Here is a 20,038-nt window from a genome sequence, read left to right on the forward strand (position 1 = left end):
AACTCGCCGTCGCGTGGATTTTCGCGGGCTATGAAGGCGCGAAATCTCGTGTCCGTGCAATGGATTACGGCGCATCCGCGAAATCCGCGGGGTGCAGTCGGTACAACGGAGTGGTGAACGCTTCGAAGATCTGGGCTCTGTTCGCGTGTGTCGCCGCCGCATCCGTCGTCCTGGTCCGGCCCGCCGCGGCGGCCCCGCAGGAGGCGTGGATGGTTGGTGAAATCCCTATTGGAGAACGTATTTCGCAGGTCGACGTCTATTCCCCGGCCATGAACCGGGTCGTGTCCAATCGGGTGATCCGGGCCGTGGACGGTCCGGCGCCGACGCTGTACCTTCTGACCGGCGCGGGCGGAGGCGAGGATGGCATCTCGTGGTGGGACGACACCGATATCCGGGAGTTCTTCGCGGACAAGAACGTCAATGTGGTGCTGCCGACCGGAGGGGCGTTCAGTCTCTACACCGACTGGATTGCCGATGATCCGATTGCGGGTCGAAATCGCTGGCAGACCTACCTGACCGCGGAACTGCCCGGGATCATCGACGCGCGATTCGGCACCAGCGGCCGCAATGCCATCGCCGGGGTGTCCATGAGTGCGGGATCGGCCATCGATCGCGCCATTCAAGCGAGCGAGAAGTATAGTGCGGTCGCGTCTTACAGCGGCTGCCCCTGGACCTCGGATTCCACCGGCGTCGCCATGGCCAGCGCCGTGGTCCTGCGCGGCGGCGGGAATCCCGGCAATATGTGGGGCCCGCCCGGCGGTGCGGTGTGGCGCTCGCACGATCCCTACCTCACCGCGGATCGCCTGCGCGGCAAGACCGTCTACCTCTCGGCCGCCACCGGCATTCCGGGCGCGATCGATCAGGGCGGCATCCCCTCCCCCGTCATCGAGGCGATCGCCGGTTCGTGCACGTCGGCCTTCGCCGCGCGCCTGACCCAACTCGGCATGCCCCCGATCCATGTCAGCAGACCGGTGGGCTCACACACCTGGGGCCAGTTCCAAACCGATCTCCACGATTCCTGGCCCCACCTGGCCCGCGCCATCGGAGCCTGACCCGACCCGCCATCGGCCGCGATGTCGCCCCTACGGCTGGGGGCGGACGGTGAGGATCTGCTGGGCGGATCCGATGGGGCCTCGGGTGTCGTGCAGGACGGTGGTGGTCAGACCCTGCCCGGTGTGACCGAAGACGACGCTGGTGTCCAGGCCGGTCCAGAGCCCCTCGGGTTGGCGGTAGAGGTGGATGGTCAGGTCCAGGTTGGGGAACATCCATTTGGTGGGTTCCTGCCGGACGGCAATGCCATTGGCGGTGTCGACCAGGGCGATATAGGACGCGAGGGTGCTCGCCTGTTCGCCCGCCACCAGGTCCAGCGGCGTCGAGACCCACATGGTGGTCCGACCGGGCTGCGGGGTGCCGACCGCGCGGGTGTCGAGAGAGGCAATGTATCCGCCGAGCCAGACCGAGGTCAGCGGCCAGGCGGACAGAGACTCGGGATTCGGGAGACGAACGGGTTCGCCGCCTGCGACGCTGTCGGTGTCATCGCCGCTGAGGAACCACGCGCGCGCGGCCACCACGCTGCGGCCCGCAATGACGACCGCGGCCTGGACGAGTTCGATGGTGCGGCCGGGCCGGAGGGTTTCGACATGGATGTCGAACTCCTCGAACCCGATGCGGCCGAGGATGTCGAACCTGATACGGCTCATTGTCAGCGCGGCGCGTCGCTCGCTCGCCCGTGCTCGTTCGATTTCGTGCACGATCAGCCCGCCCAGTGGGCTGAAGTGCTGCTCGTCGGTGGCCCACGCGCCGCTCGCGTGTCCGGTCGGGACGAAGCGGTGCGCACCGACTCGTCGGAAGTAGCTGGACTCGGGCCCGGTCGCATCGATCATGCTTATCAACCTACGGGTCGAACTTTCGTCCCACTAGTCGTATTGCCGCCTTTGTGGTTTACTTCACGACCCCGGATATGATCGGGCGATGACTTCGACCGTGGACCAGGAGGCCGCTCCCGCCGGGCGCGCCGCGCGCCGCCGTGACCGCCGCAAGGCGGAGATGATCGCGGTCGCGCTGCAGATCCTGTCCAGCAGCGGGTATCAGGGCATGCGGTTCGAGGACGTGGCCGAGCGCACCGATATCGCCAAAGCCACGCTGTACCACTACTTTCCGAGCAAGGACGCCTTGGTGTCGGCGGCCTTGGAGAAGCTGACCTCCGATGTGCTGCTCCGTCTCGGCGAGGCCCTCGACGCCGTGTCCGACCGATCGACGACCGAGCAACTGCGCACGCTTGTCGCCGAGCAGTTGCACATTCTGACCGTGCTGTATCCCGAAGTGGGCAAGCTGTTCTCGTTCCCCGCGCCCTGGCCCGACGAGCACAGCGATGCCATCAAGACCATGCGCCGCCGCCACGACCGGCTCTTTCGCGAGGTCATCGACCGCGGTATCGAGTCCGGCGAATTCGATTGCCCGGACCCGTCGGTGGCCTTGCACTGTCTGCACGGCATCCTCAATCACGCGTCCATCTGGTTGCGCCCGGAGGGCGACCCGGACGACCGGACCCGCGACGCGGTGGTCGGCGAATCGCTGCGGCTGTTCGTCCGGGCCTGACTCCGGCCGTCCGATGACCCGCCCGCTCAGGCCGGGAACTGGGTGACGCGCGTGTTCCGGAAGGTGGTGAACAACCAGGTTCCGTTGGCGCGCACCGCGACTCGGGTTTGAATGGATTGCTCGTCGGGTCCGGCGGGGTTGTCGGGGCGGCTCGGGCGCACGCCCTGGGTGATCATTACCGCGGTATCGGGGGCGGGGAACCGGATTTTCAGGGTGCCCGGCTCGGACATGCGGGTGCCCTTCATGAAGCCGTCGAAACCCTTCTGCATCTCGATGGCCATTTCTTCGCGGCCTTGAATGAATTCGCCGATGACCGAGACGAAATCGGCGTCGTCGGTGAAGGTGGCGGCGAAGGCCGGGCCGTCGCCCGCGGCCCAGGCGTCGGCTTGGGCTTGCAGCAGGGTGCGCAGGGCGGATTCGTCGTGCGAGGTGTTGGTCATGGGTTCACCGATCCTTGTGGAGGCCGAGGTATTCGGCGGTGGCGAAGAGGGCGACGACTGCGGCGCCGATCAGGAGGAATGCGCTGCCCCAGGCGGTCAGGGAGAGCACGTCCGTGAAGGCGAGGATGGTCAGGGTCACGGCGGACAGCGCGTTGACGATCACGACGGTGACCGCCGGGCGGGTCGGGATGGCCGGGTAGCCCGCGATGAGCAGGAGCGCGACCGCACCGCCGAGCATGGCGACGCCGAAGGGGGCCGACCAGGCTGTCGGCATGCCGAGGGGTTCGCGCAGGACAGGTGCGGCGGCGAGCATGAAGGCGCCGAAAACGCCTGTGCCCCAGCCGTCCAGACGCAGTGCCGTGCGCAGGGGATCGGGTCCGGTATCGATGGCCGGAAGAGTTGTCGCTGCCATGGAGTCGACGGTGCCAGCCCGACGGTCATGGTCTCAATGACCTCGGAGTTCATGGCCGCCCACCCGCCCTGGCTAATCTGGGTGTGTGGCGCGTGTGGTTCGGGAGTCCGGGGTAGGTGTGCTGCTGCGGGAATGGCGGCAGCGGCGGCGGTTGATTCAGCTGGATCTGGCGCTGGCGGCCGACAGTTCGGCGCGGCACGTGTCGTATGTCGAGACCGGGAAGGCGCAGCCCAGCCGCGCGATGGTGCTGAAGCTGTGCGAGGTCCTGGATGTGCCCCTACGGGAACGCAATACCGTGCTGCTCGCGGGCGGGTATGCGCCGGAATACCGGGAGAGCAGCCTCGACGATGCGGAGATGGCGTCGGCGCGGGCGGCCTTGGATGCCATGTTGACCGCGCACGAACCGTATCCGGCGGTGGTGGTGGACCGGTATTGGAATGTGGTCGCCACCAATCGGTCGATGGGGCTGTTCGACGATGCGGTGCCCGCCGAGCTGGCCGATCGCCCGCCGAATGTGTACCGGCTCGCGCTGTATCCCGAGAGTCCCTCCGCCCCGGCGCATATGGTGAACTACCGCCAGGTCCGCGCCTGGCTGCTGGAGCGCCTGCTCCGCCAGGTCAATGCCACCGGGGATCCGATCCTGCGCGAACTGTACGACGAGGTCTCGGCCTATCCGTTCCCGCCCGAGACCGAGGATGCCGACGAACCGCTGACGAGCCCGTTCGCGGTGCCACTGCGCATCCGCACCCCGATGGGTGAGCTGCGCATGTTCAGCACCATGGTCACCTTCGGCGCCCCGGCGGATGTCACCCTCTCCGAGCTGGCGATCGAATTGTTCTATCCCCTGGACGATTTCACCGCGACGACGCTGCGCGCCCTGGCGAGCGTCACGGCCGGTCGCGACGGGATCTGAAGGTCTCGGTGGGAAAGTCGTCGGGATCGAACCGATGCCGCACGGCCCCGTCCGCACTGGGCCAGTAGCGGCTGGCGTACTGGCCGCGGATGCGGCTGAGATCGGGCTCGTCGACATCGGTGATGCCGACCTGCAACAGCATCAGCAAAGTGACCATGCTGACCGCGATGATGAGCAGCGTCAGCAACTGCCCGGGATTGGCCCCCGGCGGAATATGCATGTCCATGTGCTCGGCGACATGCGCGCGCATGGAGTACATCCCGGTGTAATGCATGCCGCACACCGCGATTCCCATGATGAGCGCCGCACCGATGGTGGCGATCAAACCGCGCACGTGCAGCGCGAACCACAGCGCCGCCGTGGCGGCGACCACCGCGATGGCCAGCGACAACAGCACGATCCACGAGTCGTAGCGCACCGCCGCATTGGTTTTCATGGCGTACATCCCCGAGTAGTGCATGGCCCCGACCCCCAGACCGGTCACCGTCCCGCCGGTGAGCAGCGCGAACGCCTCTCCCCCGTGCCGGTGCACCACGATCGACAGCCCCAGCCACACCACCCCCATGGCGATGAGTGCGCTGATCACCGTGATCGGCACGTTGTAGCGAATCGTCGCCTCCCGCACCGAAAACCCCAGCATCGCAATGAAATGCATAACCCATATCCCGGTCCCGCCCAGGGCGACGGCCCCGATCGCAACCCACCCGCGATGCCCGGTCTGAGCGCGCGCCCGCACCATGCACCGCAGCGCCAGCAACGACCCCGTGACGGACATGACATAGGCCAGCGTGGGAGTCAGCCAGCCATAGGTGAATTGGTCGATTTCCAGCATGCGGACTCCTTGCCAGAAGCTCTAACGTCGACTGTTCACCGGTGATAGCGCCGAACACTAGCCACGAAATGCCAGGTAGTAAATTTGCCGCAGCACAATACTGGAAAAGTTGCCGAGTTTGCTGGAGCGTATGCGCGCTGGTAGCGAGACTGCGCTGCCAATACCAGGCACCACGATTTCACGTCTAGCACCCTGGACGCCCAGCGTCCGTCTCGCAACTTCCGGCAGTCGGCGAGGGCATCGACCGAGACCGAATAGCTTGCTGCGAAACGCTTATCGTGGAATCGTTGAAATGGGCTGGGGAGCTTCAACAGGCGGCGATCGTGACCGCTCCGTGCCGCCGCCGCGATCCGGACGAGCGGAGGGGGAATGATGCGGGTCTCCGCACGAAGTGTTTTCGGCAATATGGTGCTCTGGTTCGCTGTCGCCTACTGCGTCAAGTGGCTGCTCGACCAGCTGGCACCGGAATCGCGGCCTCGGCCTTGGACGGATATCGGGATATTCGCCGTGCTAGTGGTCTCCATCGTGGCGATCAAGAGCTGGCGGTCGGTGCGGACCAGTCGGCAACGGGCGTCGAACATCCTGTTCCTACTCCGTTACGGCGCGCACGACGAGGCAATCGAGCCCTTGCGCGAGATGCTGCGCGAGTGTGAGGAGCTGCAAGGACCGACATCGGACAATGCGTTGTATTGGCGGCACCGTCTCGCCGATACGCTTGCGCACGTTGGGGATACCGCCGAGGCACTAGCGCTGGCAGCCGGCGCGATGTCGGGACGCGAAGCACTGCACGGGTTCGACCATCCGGAGACGCTGGAATCGCGGCAACTCTACGAGGAACTGCTGCGGCGCGAAGCAGGTGGGCGAACCGATCGAGAGTGACCGTGCGAACTGCGCCATCAGTCGGCGATCGGCGCACCGGCCTGGATGACGGTGCGCTCGCCGTTCCACAGCACGGACGGGTCGGTGAACGGGTCGCCGTCGACGATGAGGAGGTCGGCGACGCAGTCGGGGCGGATGCGGCCGAGGTCGGGGCGGCCGATGAGGTCGGCATTGACCGAGGTCATCGATTGCAGGGCGAGGGCGAAGCCGTCGATTTCCACCTGGAGCCGGATGCCTTGCAGCTGTTCGTCTTCCAGCGCGCCCATCAGGTCGGTGCCGAAGCCGACGCGCACCCCGGCCGCACGGGCCATTCGCACCGCCTCGGCACCGGCCTCGAGGACCTCGAGGTTCTTCTCGGCCGAGACCGGAGCCAGGCCGACCTCCTTGCCGCGGCGGGCAATAGAGTCGTAGGTGGCCAGGGTCGGGACCAGGTAGGCGCCGTGTTCGGCCATGAGGGTGGCGGTTTCGGGGTACATGAGGTTGCCGTGCTCGATCGAGCGGACGCCATTGCGCACCGAATGGCGGATGGCATCGGGCGAATACGCTTGGGCGGCAACATAACTGCCGCGTCGGCTCGCCTCGTCGACGGCGGCGCGGATCTCCTCGGCCGAATACTGCGGCACCCGGATCGGATCCGCCAGCGACATGACGCCGCCCGAGGTCATCATCTTGATGGCGTGCGCGCCGCGGCGGAAGCGGTCGCGCACGGCTACCCGGACGGCGTCGACACCGTCCACCACCTCGGTCATGTGCGAATGGCAGCCGCAGACATCGGAATCCACGCCGCGCGCATCACCGTGGCCGCCGGTTTGGCTCAGCGCCGCACCGGTGTAGAGGTAGCGCGGCGCGCTGATGAGTCTCTCGGCAATGCCCCGCGCGAGTCCGGCGTCGCCGCCCGCCACATCGCGCACGGTCGTGAAACCGCGGCGCAGCGCCGCGGTGAGGCGGCGCGCCCCGGCCAGCGCGACATAGCTGGGCGCGCTGGATTCGAGACCGAGCAGATCGAGGGAGATGCCGTAGGCGTGGCAGTGCGCGTCGATCAGGCCCGGCAGCACCGTCCGGCCGCGCGCGTCGATGACCCGCTCGGCCTCGAAACTGCCGCCGACGGCGACGATTCGCCCGCCCTCGATATGCACCGGGGCTTCGACCGGTTCCGCGGATTCACCGTCGAAGATCGCGGCATTGACAATCGACAGGCTCACTGAAGCTCCCGAACGGTCGGCGGACAAGATCGCCTCCGAACCTAGCAGGGCGGGCCCGAAGGCCCGCCCTGCTAGCGCGAATCGCTTGTGCAACAGCCGATTACCAGCCGCGCTCGGCGAGGCGGTGGGGCTGCGGGATCTCCTCGACATTGATGCCGACCATGGCCTCGCCCAGGCCGCGGGAGACCTTGGCCAGCACATCCGGATCGTCGTAGAAGGTGGTGGCCTTGACGACGGCGGCGGCGCGCTGGGCCGGGTTGCCGGACTTGAAGATGCCGGAGCCGACGAAGACGCCCTCGGCGCCGAGCTGCATCATCATGGCGGCGTCGGCGGGGGTGGCGATACCACCGGCGGTGAACATGACGACTGGCAGCTTGCCGGTCTCGGCGACCTCGCACACCAGCTCGTAGGGGGCCTGGAGTTCCTTGGCGGCGACGAAGAGCTCGTCCTTCGACAGCGAGGTCAGGCGGCGGATCTCGGCGCGGATGGTGCGCATGTGGGTGGTGGCGTTGGAGACGTCGCCGGTGCCCGCCTCACCCTTGGAGCGGATCATGGCCGCGCCCTCGGTAATGCGGCGCAGCGCCTCGCCCAGGTTGGTGGCGCCACAGACGAAGGGGACGGTGAAGTTCCACTTGTCGATGTGGTTGGCGTAGTCGGCGGGGGTGAGGACCTCGGACTCGTCGATGTAGTCCACGCCGAGAGACTGCAGGATCTGGGCCTCGACGAGGTGGCCGATGCGGGCCTTGGCCATGACCGGGATGGAGACGGCGCTGATGATGCCGTCGATCATGTCCGGATCCGACATGCGGGACACGCCGCCCTGGGCGCGGATATCGGCGGGGACGCGCTCGAGCGCCATGACGGCGACGGCGCCGACATCCTCGGCGATCTTGGCCTGCTCCGGCGTGACGACATCCATGATCACACCGCCCTTCAGCATCTCGGCCATACCGCGCTTCACGCGGGCGGTGCCGATGGTCGGGGTGGACTCGGGCGTAGTCACGGCAAACTCCTGTATCATCTGGGCCAATCGGATCGCTCGGAATCGAACAACCCGATTCTAGGCGTCCACATCAGGCCACTTCATAGCCAGTCGGACACGACTGGACTGCTGCCGTGGCGAGAGTAGCCCGCATCACACCGACCGCCCGGCCGGACCGCGCAATACGGCTATTCCGCCGCTACAACCGACCGGCCGCGTCGGTGGCGAGCTGCCGACCAGGGCGGATACCGTTCAGGTATGGATTCCGGCGAGGAGATCTCGGTGGGCGGCGCCACCGAGCCCGGGGACGCGCCACCGCCGGTGCGCCGCGGCTATCCGGACGCGTATTCGGTATGGCTGGGGCCGCTCCGCGAGGAACCCCGGCGGCGGTGGCCGCGCATCACCACGCTGATCCTGCTGGCGGTGTGGCTCGGGGCGTGGGCCGCCTATATCTGGCTGCCCGGCGGATAGATCTCGAGTCGGATGCGGCTCGAACCCGCGGCGAACGCGCCGCATAGTTCTGCGGTATGACGATCACCGAATCCGTAACCCCCGCCACCGACTGGGTCGCCGCGGCCGCGGCCGTCGGAGCCGAATTGGCCGATGCCGTCGCCGAGCGTGATCGCAGCGGTGAGCTGTCGCTTCCGGCCTACGATCTGCTCCGGTCCTCGGGGCTGAGCCGGGCGCTGGTGCCCGCCGAGGCGGGCGGCGGCGGGGCCAGTCATCGCGACATTGGCGATGTGCTGCGGGAGCTGGGCCGCCACGATCCGTCGACGGCGGTGGCGTTCGCCATGCATTCGCATCTGGTGGCATTGCAGGTGTGGCGGCACAAGCACGGGATGGATGCGAGCGCCGTATTCGAGAAGGTGGTCGGCGGCGCGATTCTGGCCAGTACCGGCGCTTCGGACTGAGTGGAGTCCAATGGCAGCGCCGTCCGGGTGGAGGGGGGCTATCGGGTGAGCGCGCGCAAGGCCCCGGCGAGCGGGTGCGAGGCCGGGAATGTGGCGGTGACAAGTATTCGCTGGGAGTCGCCGGACGGGCCGCAGGTGCTGCACTGCGCGATTCCCTTGAGCGCGCCCGGGGTTCGGATCGACAAGACTTGGGACACAATCGGTTTACGGGCGAGTGGATCGCACACCATTGTGTTCGAGGATGTCTTCGTGCCGGATGCCGCGATCTCGCTGATCCGCCCGGCCGATGTGTGGCCGCCGATTCTCAATTCGGTGATCGGCGCGGCCCTGCCGCTGGTGATGGCGGCCTATCTCGGAATCGCCGACCGCGCCGTGGAATTGGTGGCGAAGGTGCTGGCGGGCCGCACCGAACCGCATATGGTGGCGCTGGCCGGGGAGATGATGAACGCCTACACCACGGCCGCGGATCTGATCGGCGCCATGTTCACCGATGCGGACGATCTCCGTTTCGGCAATACCGATGCCTTCGCCGCCCGCACTCTCAGCCGAAAGACCGTGGCGGCCGATTCACTGGTCGCCACGGTCCGCCTGGCCATCGAAACCGTCGGCGGCGCAGGCTATTCCCGTTCACTGCCATTGGAGATGTGGTACCGCGACATCCACGGTTGCCTGTTCCATCCCCTCCCCCGCGCCAAGCAGACTCGCTTCACCGGACATGTCCTGCTCGGACACAGCCCGCTCGGCTGACCGGTCAGCGCCAGCCGACCACCAACATGGTCGCCCAGTACTCCGCACCCGAGGGTCCCAGATACGGCACCAGGAAGTCATACAGCAGGTAGGACAAAACCACTCACCTCCACACAAGGGTTCGCCCTCCTGCGAACCGCCACCGACCCTAACCGACGCGGGCAGCCGTCACATCTCGATCAAAAGAACCGACCGCCCCTGACTCTGTTCCCGCGCGCCGGAGGCGCAAACCTGCGATCAGTCCCAGCGGTCCAGGGTGTAGCGCACGCGGATGCCGCCGGAGGTGACGCGGAAGGTGTGGCCGAGGGTGCCGCCCTTGGCCATGAGCAGGCCGCAGACTTGTGCCTCGTTCTTGCCCGCGACCACGGCGTCCTTGGCGTATGCCTCGAGGGTCTTTCGGATTTCGTGCAGGTCGGTGCTGAGGAATTCCGGGAAGAAGCCCGCGCCGTTGGTGTAGGCGGTGTCGGTCGCGCCCGCCAGGGCGAACAGCACCGCTTGTTCGCGGGCGGTGCGATCGGCCTCGACGTGCCAGGTCGCGGGGTGCGGGATGATCGCCGTCACCGGGCAAAACTCGCCCGGCCGCAAACCCCATTGCTTGGCCGGGGAGCCGTTGACGTAGAGGTACCAGGTGACCGGGTTGCGGCGGTCGAGCTTGTCCCACTGCACGATCGGCGGGGCATCCGGATTCGCGGCGGTCACCATGGCCCCGTAACTCGTGACGCCCGTGGGCACCTCGAATTCGATGCGCTCCGCGGTCGGCAGTACGGTGCGCTGGAACTTCTCCCAGGTCATGACCACCGGATCGGCATCCAGATCGCCGCTGCCGCGCTTCTTTCCGGCCGTCGCGAGATGCCCGAAAACACCGCTCGCGGAACGGGGTTCGTCTCGCCGCTCGGGCGACCACATCGGCTGCACATCGTCCAGCCGGGCGAACCGCCGCTCCAGTGATCCCGCCGCCCGCAACTCACCGATGACCCGCTCCGCCCGCGCGATCATGGCCGCGGTCGGGGCAGCGGTCGGCCGCCGATACTGCAGCGGATGCATCTTCTCCGCGAACCGCTGCTTCACGCTCTCGTACGGCAGCCCCGCGGCGAGATCGGTGAGCAGCGTGCCGATCATCCCGCTCTTCACATGGCAGTACCCGGCGGGCGCGGTAGCCGCCGCCAGCCACACGAGATTGTCCCGCCGCCGCTGCGCCGCCCCGTCGCGCCCGCGCACCGCCTCGAGTCGCTCGTGCAATTCCAGCAACCACGTCCCCGCCCCGAGAATCGCATCCGACCGATACAGCTGCTCCGTACGCAACAGCGCCACAGCCTTTTTCACGACATCACGCGGGAACTCCGCGACAGCGCGCACGAGCGTTTCCCGATCGGCGTTCTTGGCCGCGACGTACTGAAACGTGGTCGCCACCGCCGAGGGCCGATGCACCATCCCCTCGGGCGGCGTCACCGCGAGATGCGTCCACTCCCCCCCGCTCACCGCACCCCCAACTCGTCTCCTGCGACCGGAACACCGACCCGACGGGTCTACGCTCGACCTCCGCCGCCACCGCCCCGACAGCCCGCTCATACCGCGGCGGAACCCCGTTCACCGCCCACAACGCAGACTCGGCCCGCCCATCCGCACCGACCACCACGAGCCCGCCGAACCGCCGCACGAAGGCACGGCAAGTCCCGCAAGCATTCTCAGCCGCGAGCTCGGGCGTGAGCGCCTCGAGAAACACCTCGAACAGTCCCCCGGTATCGACGGTGAACAGCTCCCCGCCCGCGCCAACGGCCGCCCGAAACCGCTCCCGCACCGCAGCGAGAAACTCGTCCTACCGATCGTCGATGGGCCGCGGAACACTCCCCGCAGTCTGCATGGTCATAGTGGCTGTCGATCCTCCCTATCCACCCGAAGCCCGAGACTAACCGCCAACGGCACTTGATTTCCCCCGCATTTCACTCCGGAACGGGCGTAAGGCGTTCGTAGCAGTCGTAGTTCCGCTGGGCGACGATCTTGCCGTCGCGGAATTCGAGGATGGCGGCGATATGCGCGCGGAGGGTGTGACCTGCGGGGAGGTCGCCGAGGGGGATGGCTGTCGTGCCGGTCCAGAGGACTTCCAGGGCCACCTGGTTGTCCATGGCGATGGCGTTGCGGACCTCGAAACTCTGACTGCTCAGGGTTTTTCGGCCTGCGGCCGAGGCGGCACAGAGAGCGGGGAGGTCGCGGGTGTTGCCGTCCGGGAAGAGGGCGTTGGGGAGTTCGTGGTGGGTGGCTTCGGGGTGGAAGAAGACGGCGAGGTCGTCGCCGGTCGCGAATTCGGCGACGGCCCGGTGGTAGCGGATGGCGATGTCGATATTGGGGTGCTGCTGCGCTGGCATATCCACAACGATAGTTGCACAACCATGGTTGTCAATGATGTAGTTGGTCCATGACACGCACACTCGACCCGAGGGAGCTCGATACCGGGAGTCTTGCCCTGTTCGTCGGGCAGGCCGCCGCGGCGGTGGTTCAGGAGCGACTCAGCGCGCAGGGGTTCGGGGATCTGCGGTTTTCGCACGGGTATGTGTTTCAGCATCTGATCGACGGGGAGCCGACGGTCGGTGAGCTGGCCGCGCGACTGGGGGTGACGCAGCAGGGGGCTTCGAAATCCGTCGTGGAACTCGAGAATCTCGGGTACTGCGAGCGGGTGCCCGATCCGGGCGATGCGCGTATTCGGCGGGTGCGCCTCACCGATCGGGGGCGGGCGGGAGTGGAGGCGGCGCGGCAGGCTCGCGCGGACCTGGACCGGCGGCTGGGCGATGCGTTCGGCGCGGAGCGGCTGGCCGAACATCGGAGCCTGCTGGCGGAACTCTTGCACGAACTCGGTGGAACCGCGGCCGTGGAACGCCGCGCGGTGCGACCACCGCGATAATCCCGGCGGTACAAGCGAACACCACGCTGCTAGGCTGCGGGCATGTCCATTGCCGTTCGCCTCGCCCGTGGTTGCCGCCCTCGCGGCTGCCGGGCGCCTGCGCGGCGGGTGCATGGGCGTCGGGTGCGGTATGTGATCGGGTCGGAACCCGGTCAGGTCAATGGGATGCGATGGCTTTGCGCGCCGCCTCGCGGCTGCGCGTCTTCGTAACCCATAAACCATTCAGACCGCCGGGGCGCAGTGCTCCGGCGTAGGAGCATGCCGACAATGAATAGTGAGTTCTTTGTTCCGGATCCGGAGGGGCGAATCCCCGGGGCGGACGGATATTTCGGGAAATTCGGGGGGAAGTTCATTCCGGAGGCGTTGGTCGCCGCCGTGGACGAGGTCGCGGCGGCGTACGACAAGGCGAAGGTGGATCCCGGGTTCGTCGCCGAGTTCGAGGGGCTGTTGCGGCATTACGCGGGGCGGCCCAGTGCGCTGACCGAGGTGGCGCGGTTCGGTGAATATGCCGGTGGGGCACGGGTTTTCCTCAAGCGGAAGGATTTGAATCACACCGGGTCGCACAAGGTGAACAATGTGCTGGGGCAGGCGCTGCTGACCAAGCGGATGGGTAAGACGCGGGTGATCGCGGAGACGGGGGCCGGATCGCACAGGGTGGCGACGGCCACGGCGTGCGCGCTGTTCGGGCTCGACTGCACGATCTATACTCGACTGCACGATCTATATGGGCAAGGTCGATACGCAGCGGCAGGCGCTCAATGTGGCGCGGATGAAAATACTGGGGGCCGAGGTGATTCCGGTGACGTCCGGGTCGCGGACGCTCAAGGATGCGATCAACGAGACATTCCGGGATTGGGTCGCCAATACCGAGACCACGCATTACATCTTCGGCACGGTCGCGGGGCCGCATCCGTTTCCGGCGATGATTCGCGATTTCCAGCGGGTGATCGGGGTGGAGGCGCGACGGCAGATGCCGGAGCGCACCGGACGGTTGCCGGATGCGGCGATCGCCTGTGTGGGTGGCGGATCGAATGCGATCGGCTTGTTCCATCCCTTCCTCGCGGACGAGAGTGTGCGGCTGATCGGTTGTGAGGCAGCCGGATTCGGCGTCGAATCCGGCCGTCACGCGGCATCGATCTCGGCGGGCGAGCCCGGGATTCTGCACGGCTCGCGCTCCTGCGTCCTACAGGACGAGGAGGGGCAGATCACCGAAGCCCATTCCATCTCGGCGGGACTCGACTACCCGGGCGTCGGACCGGAGCACTCCCATCTCCACGACATCGGCCGCGGCGAATACCGGCCGATCACCGATGCGGCGGCCATGGAGGCCTTCCGTCTGCTGTCCGTCACCGAGGGCATCATTCCCGCCATCGAGAGCGCACACGCCCTCGCCCGAGCCCTCGAGGTGGGCCGGGAACTGGGTGAGAACGGCCTGATCCTGGTGAATCTGTTCGGTCGCGGCGACAAGGATATGGAAACGGCCACAACCTATTTCTCTCAGCGGAGCACCACCGAAGGGACCGATGCCGCATGAGCGGGAACATTCAGCTCCTCACCGACACCCTGGCCCGGGCGAAGCGTGAGAATCGCGCCGCGCTCATCGGGTATCTCCCGGCGGGCATCCCCACCGTCGACGGCGGTATCGCCGCCATCGAGACGGTGCTGACCAGCGGCGCGGATATTCTCGAAGTCGGCCTGCCGCACAGTGATCCGGTGCTGGACGGCCCGGTCATCCAGACCGCCGACGATATCGCGCTGCGCGGCGGCGTCCGCATTGCCGATGTACTGCGCACGGTGCGCGAGGCCCACGCCGCCACCGGCAAACCCGTCCTGGTGATGACGTACTGGAATCCGATCGACCGCTACGGCATCGAGCGCTTCGCCACCGAACTGGCCGCAGCGGGCGGCGCGGGCGTCATCCTGCCCGACCTGCCCGTCCAGGAATCCGACCTGTGGCGAAAGCATGCCGCCGCACACGATCTCGCCACCGTCTTCGTGGTCGCGCCCAGCAGCACCACCGAGCGACTCCACGAAATCGCCGGAGCCGGAAGCGGATTCCTCTACGCCTCCGCCCTGATGGGGGTCACCGGCACCCGCACCACGGCGGGCGCGACCGCGCAGGATCTGGTGCGCCGCATCAGAGCCGCCACCGGCCTCCCGGTCTGCGTCGGCATCGGCATTGCCGATGCGACCCAGGCCGCCGAGGTCGCGGCCTTCGCCGATGGCGTGATCGTGGGCACCGCCCTGGTCAAGGCCATGCTCGACGCCCCCGATGCGGAGGCGGGTCGCGCCGCGCTGGGCGCGCTCACCGCCGAGCTCGCCACGGGCGTCCGTCACCCCAGCTTGTACACGTAACGGCTGGTGGGAACGATGTCGAGGTCGAGGTGCGCACCGAAGCCGACCACGCTCTCCATCATGCGGGTCATGCGGCGCTGTAGCTCGGCCTCGTCACCCCCGCTGCCGTAGAAGGCGTGCAGGCTGGTCATGGCCGCCATCGGGAACAGCTCCTCGACCAGGGCATCGACGCGATTACCGGCGGTCACCGGCTCGACCACGGTGTTCTGGACGTAGCCGAAGGTGTCCTGGGTTTCGATGGCGACCGGGGTGTGCAGGTCGTGCCAGCGATGCAGCCATTCCGCGCGGGTGAGATCGGCGGGAATGCGCAGCAGCGCGATATTGGCCAGCGCATCGGTGCGCACCCCGTTCCCGACCGGCGGCGGCACGATGGGCGTCCGCTCGTCGACGACCCAGCCATTGACCTCGTCCGCCACCGAAGCCAGTGCGGCGGTGACGTTTTCGTGGTCGCCGTCGGTGCGGACGCTCACGATGGCGGCGATCGGCTCGTCGTAGGTCGTGTGCCGCAGCTGCGCCGCATCCACCGCGGCGTCGCGCACATTCACCTGGAGTTCGGTCGCGCCCAGATCCGCCAGTCGGCGCCGCAGCTCGGCGGAGTGCAGACGCTCCCCCGCCTCGGCGCCCCACAGCGCGTACATCAGTTTCATGCCGGAACCGTAGACCCGGCTATGCGTGCGTCCGCACGGTTTCGGCGGCCGATCCCACCCACCGGACCGACGTAGGACGCACCCGTCAGGCGCCTATTTTGATTCCGGGGGCGATTTCATGAAACACGTCACGTTTTGCTGCGGATTAACTCCATACCCGCATGATGCGGGACCGCAAGAAAGGAAGAAACAATTCTCATCACGCTGCTGGCTACCGCAATCTGGTTTGCGGCAGTTGTTGCGCTCGCCGGAATCGGAATATTCCTCTGAGCGACCCGCGCGCGGCTCCGGGATAGTCGGGGCCTGACCTATCCAGCCCGAACGCCACCAATGGTAACCACCGGTTATCTGGTTGGCGCTCGGCCAATTCCGGAACAAGGCGCGTCAGCGAATGGAGCGGACTTCCGGATCGGCGTCGGCATCGGCCGCGGAGACGGCCTCGTCCAGCAGTTGGTCCAGGTGGTAGGGGTACACGGTCTCGCCGGAATGATCGAGGGCGGCGATATCGGCGGGGGTGCACCATTTGTTGCCGTTGATGGAGCGGCGTTCGACGTAGTCGAGATTGGCGGGCACCGGATCGAAATTCTTGGTGCGCAGGGCGAAGAACAGTTCTTCGGAGCGAATCAATTCGCCATTGAAGGGGAAAACGGCGACCCGCCGCCACAGCGGACCCCGCAGCATGGACGAATCGGCGGGGTGGCCGGTTTCTTCGTAGAGCTCGCGAACAGCGGCTTCCCGCAAGGATTCGCCGGGATTCACGCCGCCGCCGATGGTGAACCAGAACGGGACGTCGGGCACCTTGGGATCGACGCCGCGCAGGAGCAGGACGCGATCGTCCTCGTCGAGCAGCACCACGCGGGCCGAGGTGCGGACGATATCCACATCCAGACCGGTGGAGGCCGCGGGCGTGACGCGCTCGGCGATCTCGAAATAGGTCGGCAGCGGCGCGGTACCGCCGAGGTGCAGGGTGCGGACCAGGCGGCGGGTGCGCAGTGCGAGGGTGTCGCGCACGGCGTCGTTGTGGAAGCGGCGGGCAATGAGCACGCGGGCCTCCGCATCGGCCAGCTCGGCCACCAATTGCGGCGGCAGCAGCGCGATATCGACCGCGGAAAGCGCTGCGGCCAGCTGGTTCTCGACGGCTTCGCGATCGCGCCAGTTTACCCGTTCGGCGCGGTCGGCCAGCGCGACCAAGCGGCGGGCCTGTTCCACGAGCTCCGGGTCGCCCCCGAGACCGGAGATGGTGGTGGCCACCGAGCGGGCCACCACCGCGCGCCGCGCGAGCGCCGCGTCCAGGGCGTGGCGGGCCTGATCGGTGCGCACGTGCAGGCGATCGAGGCGGTTCGCCGTGGTGTAGGCCCAGACGCCGACGGTGATGACAATGGCCGCGACGAGCGCGAGGACCAGAATCGTGGTCGCGGAGAAAGTGATCATCCGGCGGTCCTCACACGCACGTCACCGACGGTGACGGTCTCGTAGACGCGCAGGATCTGTTCCGCCACCACCGGCCAATCGTATTCGCCGACAACCTGATTGGCCGTGCGAATGAACTCCTCGCGGCGGCCGGTGTCGGTGAGCAGCGCATCGAGAGCCGTGGCGAGCCGGGCGGAATCGCCGACGGGGACGAGCAGCCCGGCGGTGCCGTCGCGCAGCACGCGCCGGAAGGCGTCGAGTTCGCTGGCCACGACCGCGGTCCCGGCGGCCATGGCCTCGACCAGGACGATGCCGAAGCTCTCGCCGCCGAGATTGGGCGCGCAGTAGACATCGGCGCTGCGCATGGCCGAGGCCTTCTCCGCATCCGAGACCTGCCCGAGGAAACGCAGATGCGAGGCGAGCGCACCGGCCTCGCGGCGCAGGCGCTCCTCGTCGCCGCGGCCCACGATCAGCACCTCCACCTCGGGATGGCGCGCCACCAGCGCGGGCAGCGCGCCGAGCAGCACCTCCATACCCTTGCGCGGTTCGTCGTAGCGGCCCAGGAACAGCACCGTGCCGCCCGCCCGCGGATACCCCGCCAGCAGCGGCGCGTGCGCGAAGAACGGCACGTCGACGCCATTGGGGATCTCCACGGCGTCACCGCCGAGGGCCTCCACCTGCCAGCGCCGCGCCAGCTCCGAGACCGCGATGCGTCCGCTGATCTTCTCGTGATACGGCCGCAGCACACCCTGAAAAGTGCTGAGCACCAGCGATTTCGTGGTCGAGGTGTGGAAGGTGGCCACAATCGGCCCCTCGGCGATCTTCAAGGCCAGCATGGACAGGCTCGGCGCGTTCGGCTCGTGAATGTGCAGCACGTCGAAATCGTTCTCGGCGATCCAGCGCCGGATGCGCGTATACGCCGTGGGCCCGAAGGACAGTCGCGCCACCGACCCGTTGTAGGGAATCGCCACCGCCTTGCCCGCCGACACCACGTAATCCGGCAGCGGCGTGTCCTCGGCGGCGGGCGCGAGCACGCTCACCTTGTGCCCGCGCTCGATGAGCACCTGCGCCAATTCCACGACATGGGCTTGCACACCGCCCGGAACGTCGAACGAGTACGGGCAAACCATGCCGATTCTCATAGCGCGCCGTCTCCCCTACGCCCCTCGGTTCCGGTGTCAGCGCCCGGTTCCCGATACCCCAGTGCCTGTTGCGCCGCCGCGATGCGATCGCGGCGGGCCTGCGACAAATCACTTTCCCACAGTGGTTGCAGCATGTGCCAGTCGGCGGGATGGGCGGCGATATTGGCCGCGAACCGGTCCGCCAGCGCCTGGGTCGCCGCGGCCACACCGGCCGAAACATCCAGGGGCGCCTCGGTCTTCATACCCCAGGATGCCCCGCCGCGGCCTTCGGTGTTGAACCAGCAGTGCACCGGGATGAGCGCCGCCCCGGTCTCGGCGGCCAGTTTGGCCGCACCGGCGGGCATCCACGTGCGCTCACCGAAGAAGTCGACGGGCACGCCTTTGCCGGTGAGATCGCGTTCGCCCATGAGACAGACGACTTTGTTCTGCCGCAACCGATCCGCCAGGATCGGGAACGGCGGCTGTTCGCCGCCGGTGAGCGGGAAGACCTCGAAGCCGAGGCTCTCGCGATAGGCCAGGAAGCGCTCGTACAGCGATTCCGGTTGCAGCCGTTCGGCCACGGTGGACAGCCCGCCGTGGTTCTGCACCAGCCACACTCCGGCCATATCCCAGTTGCCGGAATGCGGCAGCGCCAGCACCACGCCGCGCCCGCGTGCCAGGGCGGCTTCCAGATTCTCGACGCCCTCGACGGTCATCCGCCCGATGGCGGCGTAGTCCATGGACGGCAGCCGGAACGCCTCGCGCCAATAGCGGGCGTAGGAGCGCATGCTGTCGCGAATCAAGCTGTCGGGCACCTGCTCGGGCGTCGCGCCGAGCACGCGAGCGAGATTGCGCCGCAACTGATTCTGCTGTCCCCGCTGCGCGGCCCTGTTGACCTTTCGCGCGGCGAAGTCGGCTCCGGCGTCGAAACCCTTGCGCGCCATCCCCTCCGGGAGTGCGCGCACCAGCCGCCACCCGGCCGCGTACGCCTTGTCGGTCATCGCGGACGTGAAAGAGGTGCTCACCGCTGCGGTTCCTCCGGAGCCTTGACCGCCATCGGAATAACCTCGCGCGCGCCCGGCGAATTGCGCACCGCCAGCACTCGCTGGAAGACGGTGACGATGCTCAGCACCGCCAGGACGTACATGGCCGCGTAGACCGCGTAGCTCAGCCACTCGATGCCGAAATGCCCGCCGATACCGGTGAATCCGGCGCCGACCAGCATGATGACGAGGCGGTCCGGCCGCTCGATGATGCCGCCGTCGGCCGAGAGCCCGCTGGCCTCGGCGCGCGCCTTGGCGTAGGAGATGACCTGCGAGGTCACCAGCACCACCAGCGTCGCCGCGAACAGATGCTTGGAGCCCTCGTGGTACACCGCCCACCAGGCCAGCCCGGCGAAGATGGCGCCGTCCGCCACCCGGTCACAGGTGGCGTCCAGGACCGCACCGTATTTCGTGCCGCCGCCGCGGGCGCGCGCCATGGCGCCGTCGAGCATGTCGAACATGACGAACAGCCAGATCACCATGGTGCCCCAGAACAGGTGACCCGACGGGAACAGTGTCACGGCGGCGGCAATCGAGGCGGTGGTGCCGATCAGCGTCATCGCGTCCGGTGTGAGGCCGGTGCTCACCAAGGCTTTGCCCAGGGGCGCAGTCGCTTTGGCGAACGTTTCGCGACCGAAGAAGCTCAGCAC

At 67.5% G+C, this 20,038-nt stretch carries 23 protein-coding genes and 2 pseudogenes; 11 read left to right on the forward strand and 14 right to left on the reverse strand.

What is annotated here, in order from left to right:
* The first annotated feature begins 110 nt into the window (after window positions 1-110).
* The gene (locus NC4_RS18950) at window positions 111-1,052 is read left to right on the forward strand and encodes an alpha/beta hydrolase (protein ID WP_439957533.1); all 942 of its coding nucleotides are present in this window, start codon (window positions 111-113) and stop codon (window positions 1,050-1,052) included.
* A 30-nt stretch (window positions 1,053-1,082) separates the two neighbouring features.
* Here the strand turns inward: NC4_RS18950 and NC4_RS18955 are convergent, their stop codons facing one another.
* Window positions 1,083-1,883, reverse strand: coding sequence for a thioesterase family protein (locus NC4_RS18955; protein ID WP_067540097.1), 801 nt, complete (start codon window positions 1,881-1,883; stop codon window positions 1,083-1,085).
* 88 nt (window positions 1,884-1,971) lie between these two features.
* Between NC4_RS18955 and NC4_RS18960 the strand changes: the two genes are divergently transcribed.
* Window positions 1,972-2,598 carry a TetR/AcrR family transcriptional regulator gene (locus NC4_RS18960; RefSeq protein ID WP_067540100.1) on the forward strand — a complete coding sequence of 209 codons (627 nt, stop codon included), beginning with the start codon at window positions 1,972-1,974 and terminating at the stop codon, window positions 2,596-2,598.
* A 26-nt stretch (window positions 2,599-2,624) separates the two neighbouring features.
* Here the strand turns inward: NC4_RS18960 and NC4_RS18965 are convergent, their stop codons facing one another.
* Both NC4_RS18965 and NC4_RS18970 read right to left on the reverse strand, forming a co-directional pair.
* Complete coding sequence (locus NC4_RS18965; protein ID WP_067540103.1) at window positions 2,625-3,038, reverse strand: SgcJ/EcaC family oxidoreductase; 414 nt, start codon at window positions 3,036-3,038, stop codon at window positions 2,625-2,627.
* Between the two features lie 4 nt (window positions 3,039-3,042).
* Complete coding sequence (locus NC4_RS18970) at window positions 3,043-3,450, reverse strand: hypothetical protein (protein WP_067540105.1); 408 nt, start codon at window positions 3,448-3,450, stop codon at window positions 3,043-3,045.
* 85 nt (window positions 3,451-3,535) lie between these two features.
* Between NC4_RS18970 and NC4_RS18975 the strand changes: the two genes are divergently transcribed.
* Window positions 3,536-4,363, forward strand: a complete 828-nt coding sequence (locus NC4_RS18975; RefSeq protein ID WP_067540108.1) for a helix-turn-helix domain-containing protein — start codon at window positions 3,536-3,538, stop codon at window positions 4,361-4,363.
* Here the strand turns inward: NC4_RS18975 and NC4_RS18980 are convergent.
* A complete protein-coding gene (locus NC4_RS18980; RefSeq protein WP_067540111.1) occupies window positions 4,338-5,195 on the reverse strand; it encodes an MHYT domain-containing protein in 858 nt (285 codons plus the stop codon). The genes NC4_RS18975 and NC4_RS18980 overlap by 26 nt on opposite strands.
* Window positions 5,196-5,564: 369 nt before the next feature.
* Here NC4_RS18980 and NC4_RS18985 point away from each other — a divergent pair, with 369 nt between their 5' ends.
* Window positions 5,565-6,074 carry a tetratricopeptide repeat protein gene (locus NC4_RS18985; RefSeq protein WP_067540115.1) on the forward strand — a complete coding sequence of 170 codons (510 nt, stop codon included), beginning with the start codon at window positions 5,565-5,567 and terminating at the stop codon, window positions 6,072-6,074.
* A gap of 17 nt (window positions 6,075-6,091) precedes the next feature.
* Here the strand turns inward: NC4_RS18985 and NC4_RS18990 are convergent, their stop codons facing one another.
* Together NC4_RS18990 and pdxS are read right to left on the reverse strand one after the other, a co-directional pair.
* Window positions 6,092-7,276, reverse strand: coding sequence for a metal-dependent hydrolase family protein (locus NC4_RS18990; RefSeq protein WP_067540118.1), 1,185 nt, complete (start codon window positions 7,274-7,276; stop codon window positions 6,092-6,094).
* A 100-nt stretch (window positions 7,277-7,376) separates the two neighbouring features.
* Window positions 7,377-8,279, reverse strand: coding sequence for a pyridoxal 5'-phosphate synthase lyase subunit PdxS (gene pdxS, locus NC4_RS18995; RefSeq protein WP_067540981.1), 903 nt, complete (start codon window positions 8,277-8,279; stop codon window positions 7,377-7,379).
* 237 nt (window positions 8,280-8,516) lie between these two features.
* Here pdxS and NC4_RS19000 point away from each other — a divergent pair, with 237 nt between their 5' ends.
* Genes NC4_RS19000 through NC4_RS42830 form a run of 3 tightly spaced genes read left to right on the forward strand, consistent with a single transcriptional unit; the run spans window position 8,517 to window position 9,916 of the window.
* Window positions 8,517-8,729 carry a hypothetical protein gene (locus NC4_RS19000; RefSeq protein WP_067540121.1) on the forward strand — a complete coding sequence of 71 codons (213 nt, stop codon included), beginning with the start codon at window positions 8,517-8,519 and terminating at the stop codon, window positions 8,727-8,729.
* Window positions 8,730-8,785: 56 nt separating this feature from the next.
* Window positions 8,786-9,169, forward strand: coding sequence for an acyl-CoA dehydrogenase family protein (locus NC4_RS42825; RefSeq protein WP_245721787.1), 384 nt, complete (start codon window positions 8,786-8,788; stop codon window positions 9,167-9,169).
* Window positions 9,170-9,214: 45 nt separating this feature from the next.
* Window positions 9,215-9,916, forward strand: coding sequence for an acyl-CoA dehydrogenase family protein (locus tag NC4_RS42830; RefSeq protein ID WP_245721788.1), 702 nt, complete (start codon window positions 9,215-9,217; stop codon window positions 9,914-9,916).
* 237 nt (window positions 9,917-10,153) lie between these two features.
* On the opposite strand, the gene NC4_RS19010 is transcribed toward NC4_RS42830, so the two are convergent.
* The 3 genes and pseudogenes from NC4_RS19010 to NC4_RS19015 all read right to left on the reverse strand — a co-directional run bounded on the left by NC4_RS19010 (window position 10,154) and on the right by NC4_RS19015 (window position 12,279).
* Window positions 10,154-11,395 (reverse strand): hypothetical protein, encoded by a 1,242-nt coding sequence (locus NC4_RS19010; protein ID WP_157554884.1) that lies wholly within the window; start codon window positions 11,393-11,395, stop codon window positions 10,154-10,156.
* A gap of 46 nt (window positions 11,396-11,441) precedes the next feature.
* Window positions 11,442-11,714: pseudogene (locus tag NC4_RS45305) on the reverse strand (DUF8224 domain-containing phage-derived protein); the annotation flags it as partial.
* A 142-nt stretch (window positions 11,715-11,856) separates the two neighbouring features.
* On the reverse strand, window positions 11,857-12,279 hold the full coding sequence (locus NC4_RS19015; protein WP_067540983.1) for a nuclear transport factor 2 family protein: 423 nt from the start codon (window positions 12,277-12,279) through the stop codon (window positions 11,857-11,859).
* Between the two features lie 50 nt (window positions 12,280-12,329).
* Between NC4_RS19015 and NC4_RS19020 the strand changes: the two genes are divergently transcribed.
* The 4 genes and pseudogenes from NC4_RS19020 to trpA all read left to right on the forward strand — a co-directional run bounded on the left by NC4_RS19020 (window position 12,330) and on the right by trpA (window position 15,167).
* Complete coding sequence (locus NC4_RS19020) at window positions 12,330-12,812, forward strand: MarR family winged helix-turn-helix transcriptional regulator (protein ID WP_067540127.1); 483 nt, start codon at window positions 12,330-12,332, stop codon at window positions 12,810-12,812.
* A gap of 42 nt (window positions 12,813-12,854) precedes the next feature.
* Window positions 12,855-13,022, forward strand: a complete 168-nt coding sequence (trpM, locus tag NC4_RS44715) for a tryptophan biosynthesis modulator TrpM (protein WP_369690770.1) — start codon at window positions 12,855-12,857, stop codon at window positions 13,020-13,022.
* 48 nt (window positions 13,023-13,070) lie between these two features.
* Window positions 13,071-14,346, forward strand: a pseudogene (gene trpB, locus NC4_RS19025) (tryptophan synthase subunit beta).
* Window positions 14,343-15,167, forward strand: a complete 825-nt coding sequence (trpA, locus tag NC4_RS19030; RefSeq protein WP_067540129.1) for a tryptophan synthase subunit alpha — start codon at window positions 14,343-14,345, stop codon at window positions 15,165-15,167. The pseudogene trpB and the gene trpA overlap by 4 nt, the downstream one beginning before the upstream one ends.
* Here trpA and NC4_RS19035 read toward each other — a convergent pair.
* The 5 genes from NC4_RS19035 to pgsA form a co-directional block, all read right to left on the reverse strand.
* On the reverse strand, window positions 15,146-15,814 hold the full coding sequence (locus NC4_RS19035) for an EthD domain-containing protein (RefSeq protein WP_067540132.1): 669 nt from the start codon (window positions 15,812-15,814) through the stop codon (window positions 15,146-15,148). The two genes, trpA and NC4_RS19035, sit on opposite strands and share 22 nt — an antisense overlap.
* 384 nt (window positions 15,815-16,198) lie before the next feature.
* A complete protein-coding gene (locus tag NC4_RS19040; RefSeq protein ID WP_067540985.1) occupies window positions 16,199-17,242 on the reverse strand; it encodes an NUDIX hydrolase in 1,044 nt (347 codons plus the stop codon).
* Window positions 17,242-18,366: a glycosyltransferase family 4 protein gene (locus NC4_RS19045; RefSeq protein WP_067540135.1), complete on the reverse strand. Its 1,125-nt coding sequence runs from the start codon at window positions 18,364-18,366 to the stop codon at window positions 17,242-17,244. The genes NC4_RS19040 and NC4_RS19045 overlap by 1 nt, the downstream gene beginning before the upstream one ends.
* On the reverse strand, window positions 18,363-19,370 hold the full coding sequence (locus NC4_RS19050) for a phosphatidylinositol mannoside acyltransferase (RefSeq protein ID WP_281186323.1): 1,008 nt from the start codon (window positions 19,368-19,370) through the stop codon (window positions 18,363-18,365). Before NC4_RS19050 ends, NC4_RS19045 begins: the two co-directional genes overlap by 4 nt.
* Window positions 19,367-20,038: a phosphatidylinositol phosphate synthase gene (gene pgsA / locus NC4_RS19055; RefSeq protein ID WP_067540138.1), complete on the reverse strand. Its 672-nt coding sequence runs from the start codon at window positions 20,036-20,038 to the stop codon at window positions 19,367-19,369. Before pgsA ends, NC4_RS19050 begins: the two co-directional genes overlap by 4 nt.

Source organism: Nocardia crassostreae, assembly GCF_001613405.1.
GTDB classification, from domain to species: Bacteria; Actinomycetota; Actinomycetes; order Mycobacteriales; family Mycobacteriaceae; genus Nocardia; species Nocardia crassostreae.

Bases quoted from the DNA above. Each gene is read 5' to 3' on its own strand.
- NC4_RS19000 (WP_067540121.1), top strand. From the start codon at position 8,517: ATGGATTCCGGCGAGGAGATCTCGGTGGGCGGCGCCACCGAGCCCGGG.
- NC4_RS18985 (WP_067540115.1), top strand. From the start codon at position 5,565: ATGATGCGGGTCTCCGCACGAAGTGTTTTCGGCAATATGGTGCTCTGG.
- NC4_RS18955 (WP_067540097.1), bottom strand. From the start codon at position 1,883: ATGATCGATGCGACCGGGCCCGAGTCCAGCTACTTCCGACGAGTCGGT.
- trpA (WP_067540129.1), top strand. From the start codon at position 14,343: ATGAGCGGGAACATTCAGCTCCTCACCGACACCCTGGCCCGGGCGAAG.
- NC4_RS18965 (WP_067540103.1), bottom strand. From the start codon at position 3,038: ATGACCAACACCTCGCACGACGAATCCGCCCTGCGCACCCTGCTGCAA.
- NC4_RS19045 (WP_067540135.1), bottom strand. From the start codon at position 18,366: ATGAGAATCGGCATGGTTTGCCCGTACTCGTTCGACGTTCCGGGCGGT.
- NC4_RS19015 (WP_067540983.1), bottom strand. From the start codon at position 12,279: ATGCCAGCGCAGCAGCACCCCAATATCGACATCGCCATCCGCTACCAC.
- NC4_RS18980 (WP_067540111.1), bottom strand. From the start codon at position 5,195: ATGCTGGAAATCGACCAATTCACCTATGGCTGGCTGACTCCCACGCTG.
- trpM (WP_369690770.1), top strand. From the start codon at position 12,855: ATGTCCATTGCCGTTCGCCTCGCCCGTGGTTGCCGCCCTCGCGGCTGC.
- NC4_RS18960 (WP_067540100.1), top strand. From the start codon at position 1,972: ATGACTTCGACCGTGGACCAGGAGGCCGCTCCCGCCGGGCGCGCCGCG.
- NC4_RS18970 (WP_067540105.1), bottom strand. From the start codon at position 3,450: ATGGCAGCGACAACTCTTCCGGCCATCGATACCGGACCCGATCCCCTG.
- NC4_RS42825 (WP_245721787.1), top strand. From the start codon at position 8,786: ATGACGATCACCGAATCCGTAACCCCCGCCACCGACTGGGTCGCCGCG.
- NC4_RS19035 (WP_067540132.1), bottom strand. From the start codon at position 15,814: ATGAAACTGATGTACGCGCTGTGGGGCGCCGAGGCGGGGGAGCGTCTG.
- NC4_RS19020 (WP_067540127.1), top strand. From the start codon at position 12,330: ATGACACGCACACTCGACCCGAGGGAGCTCGATACCGGGAGTCTTGCC.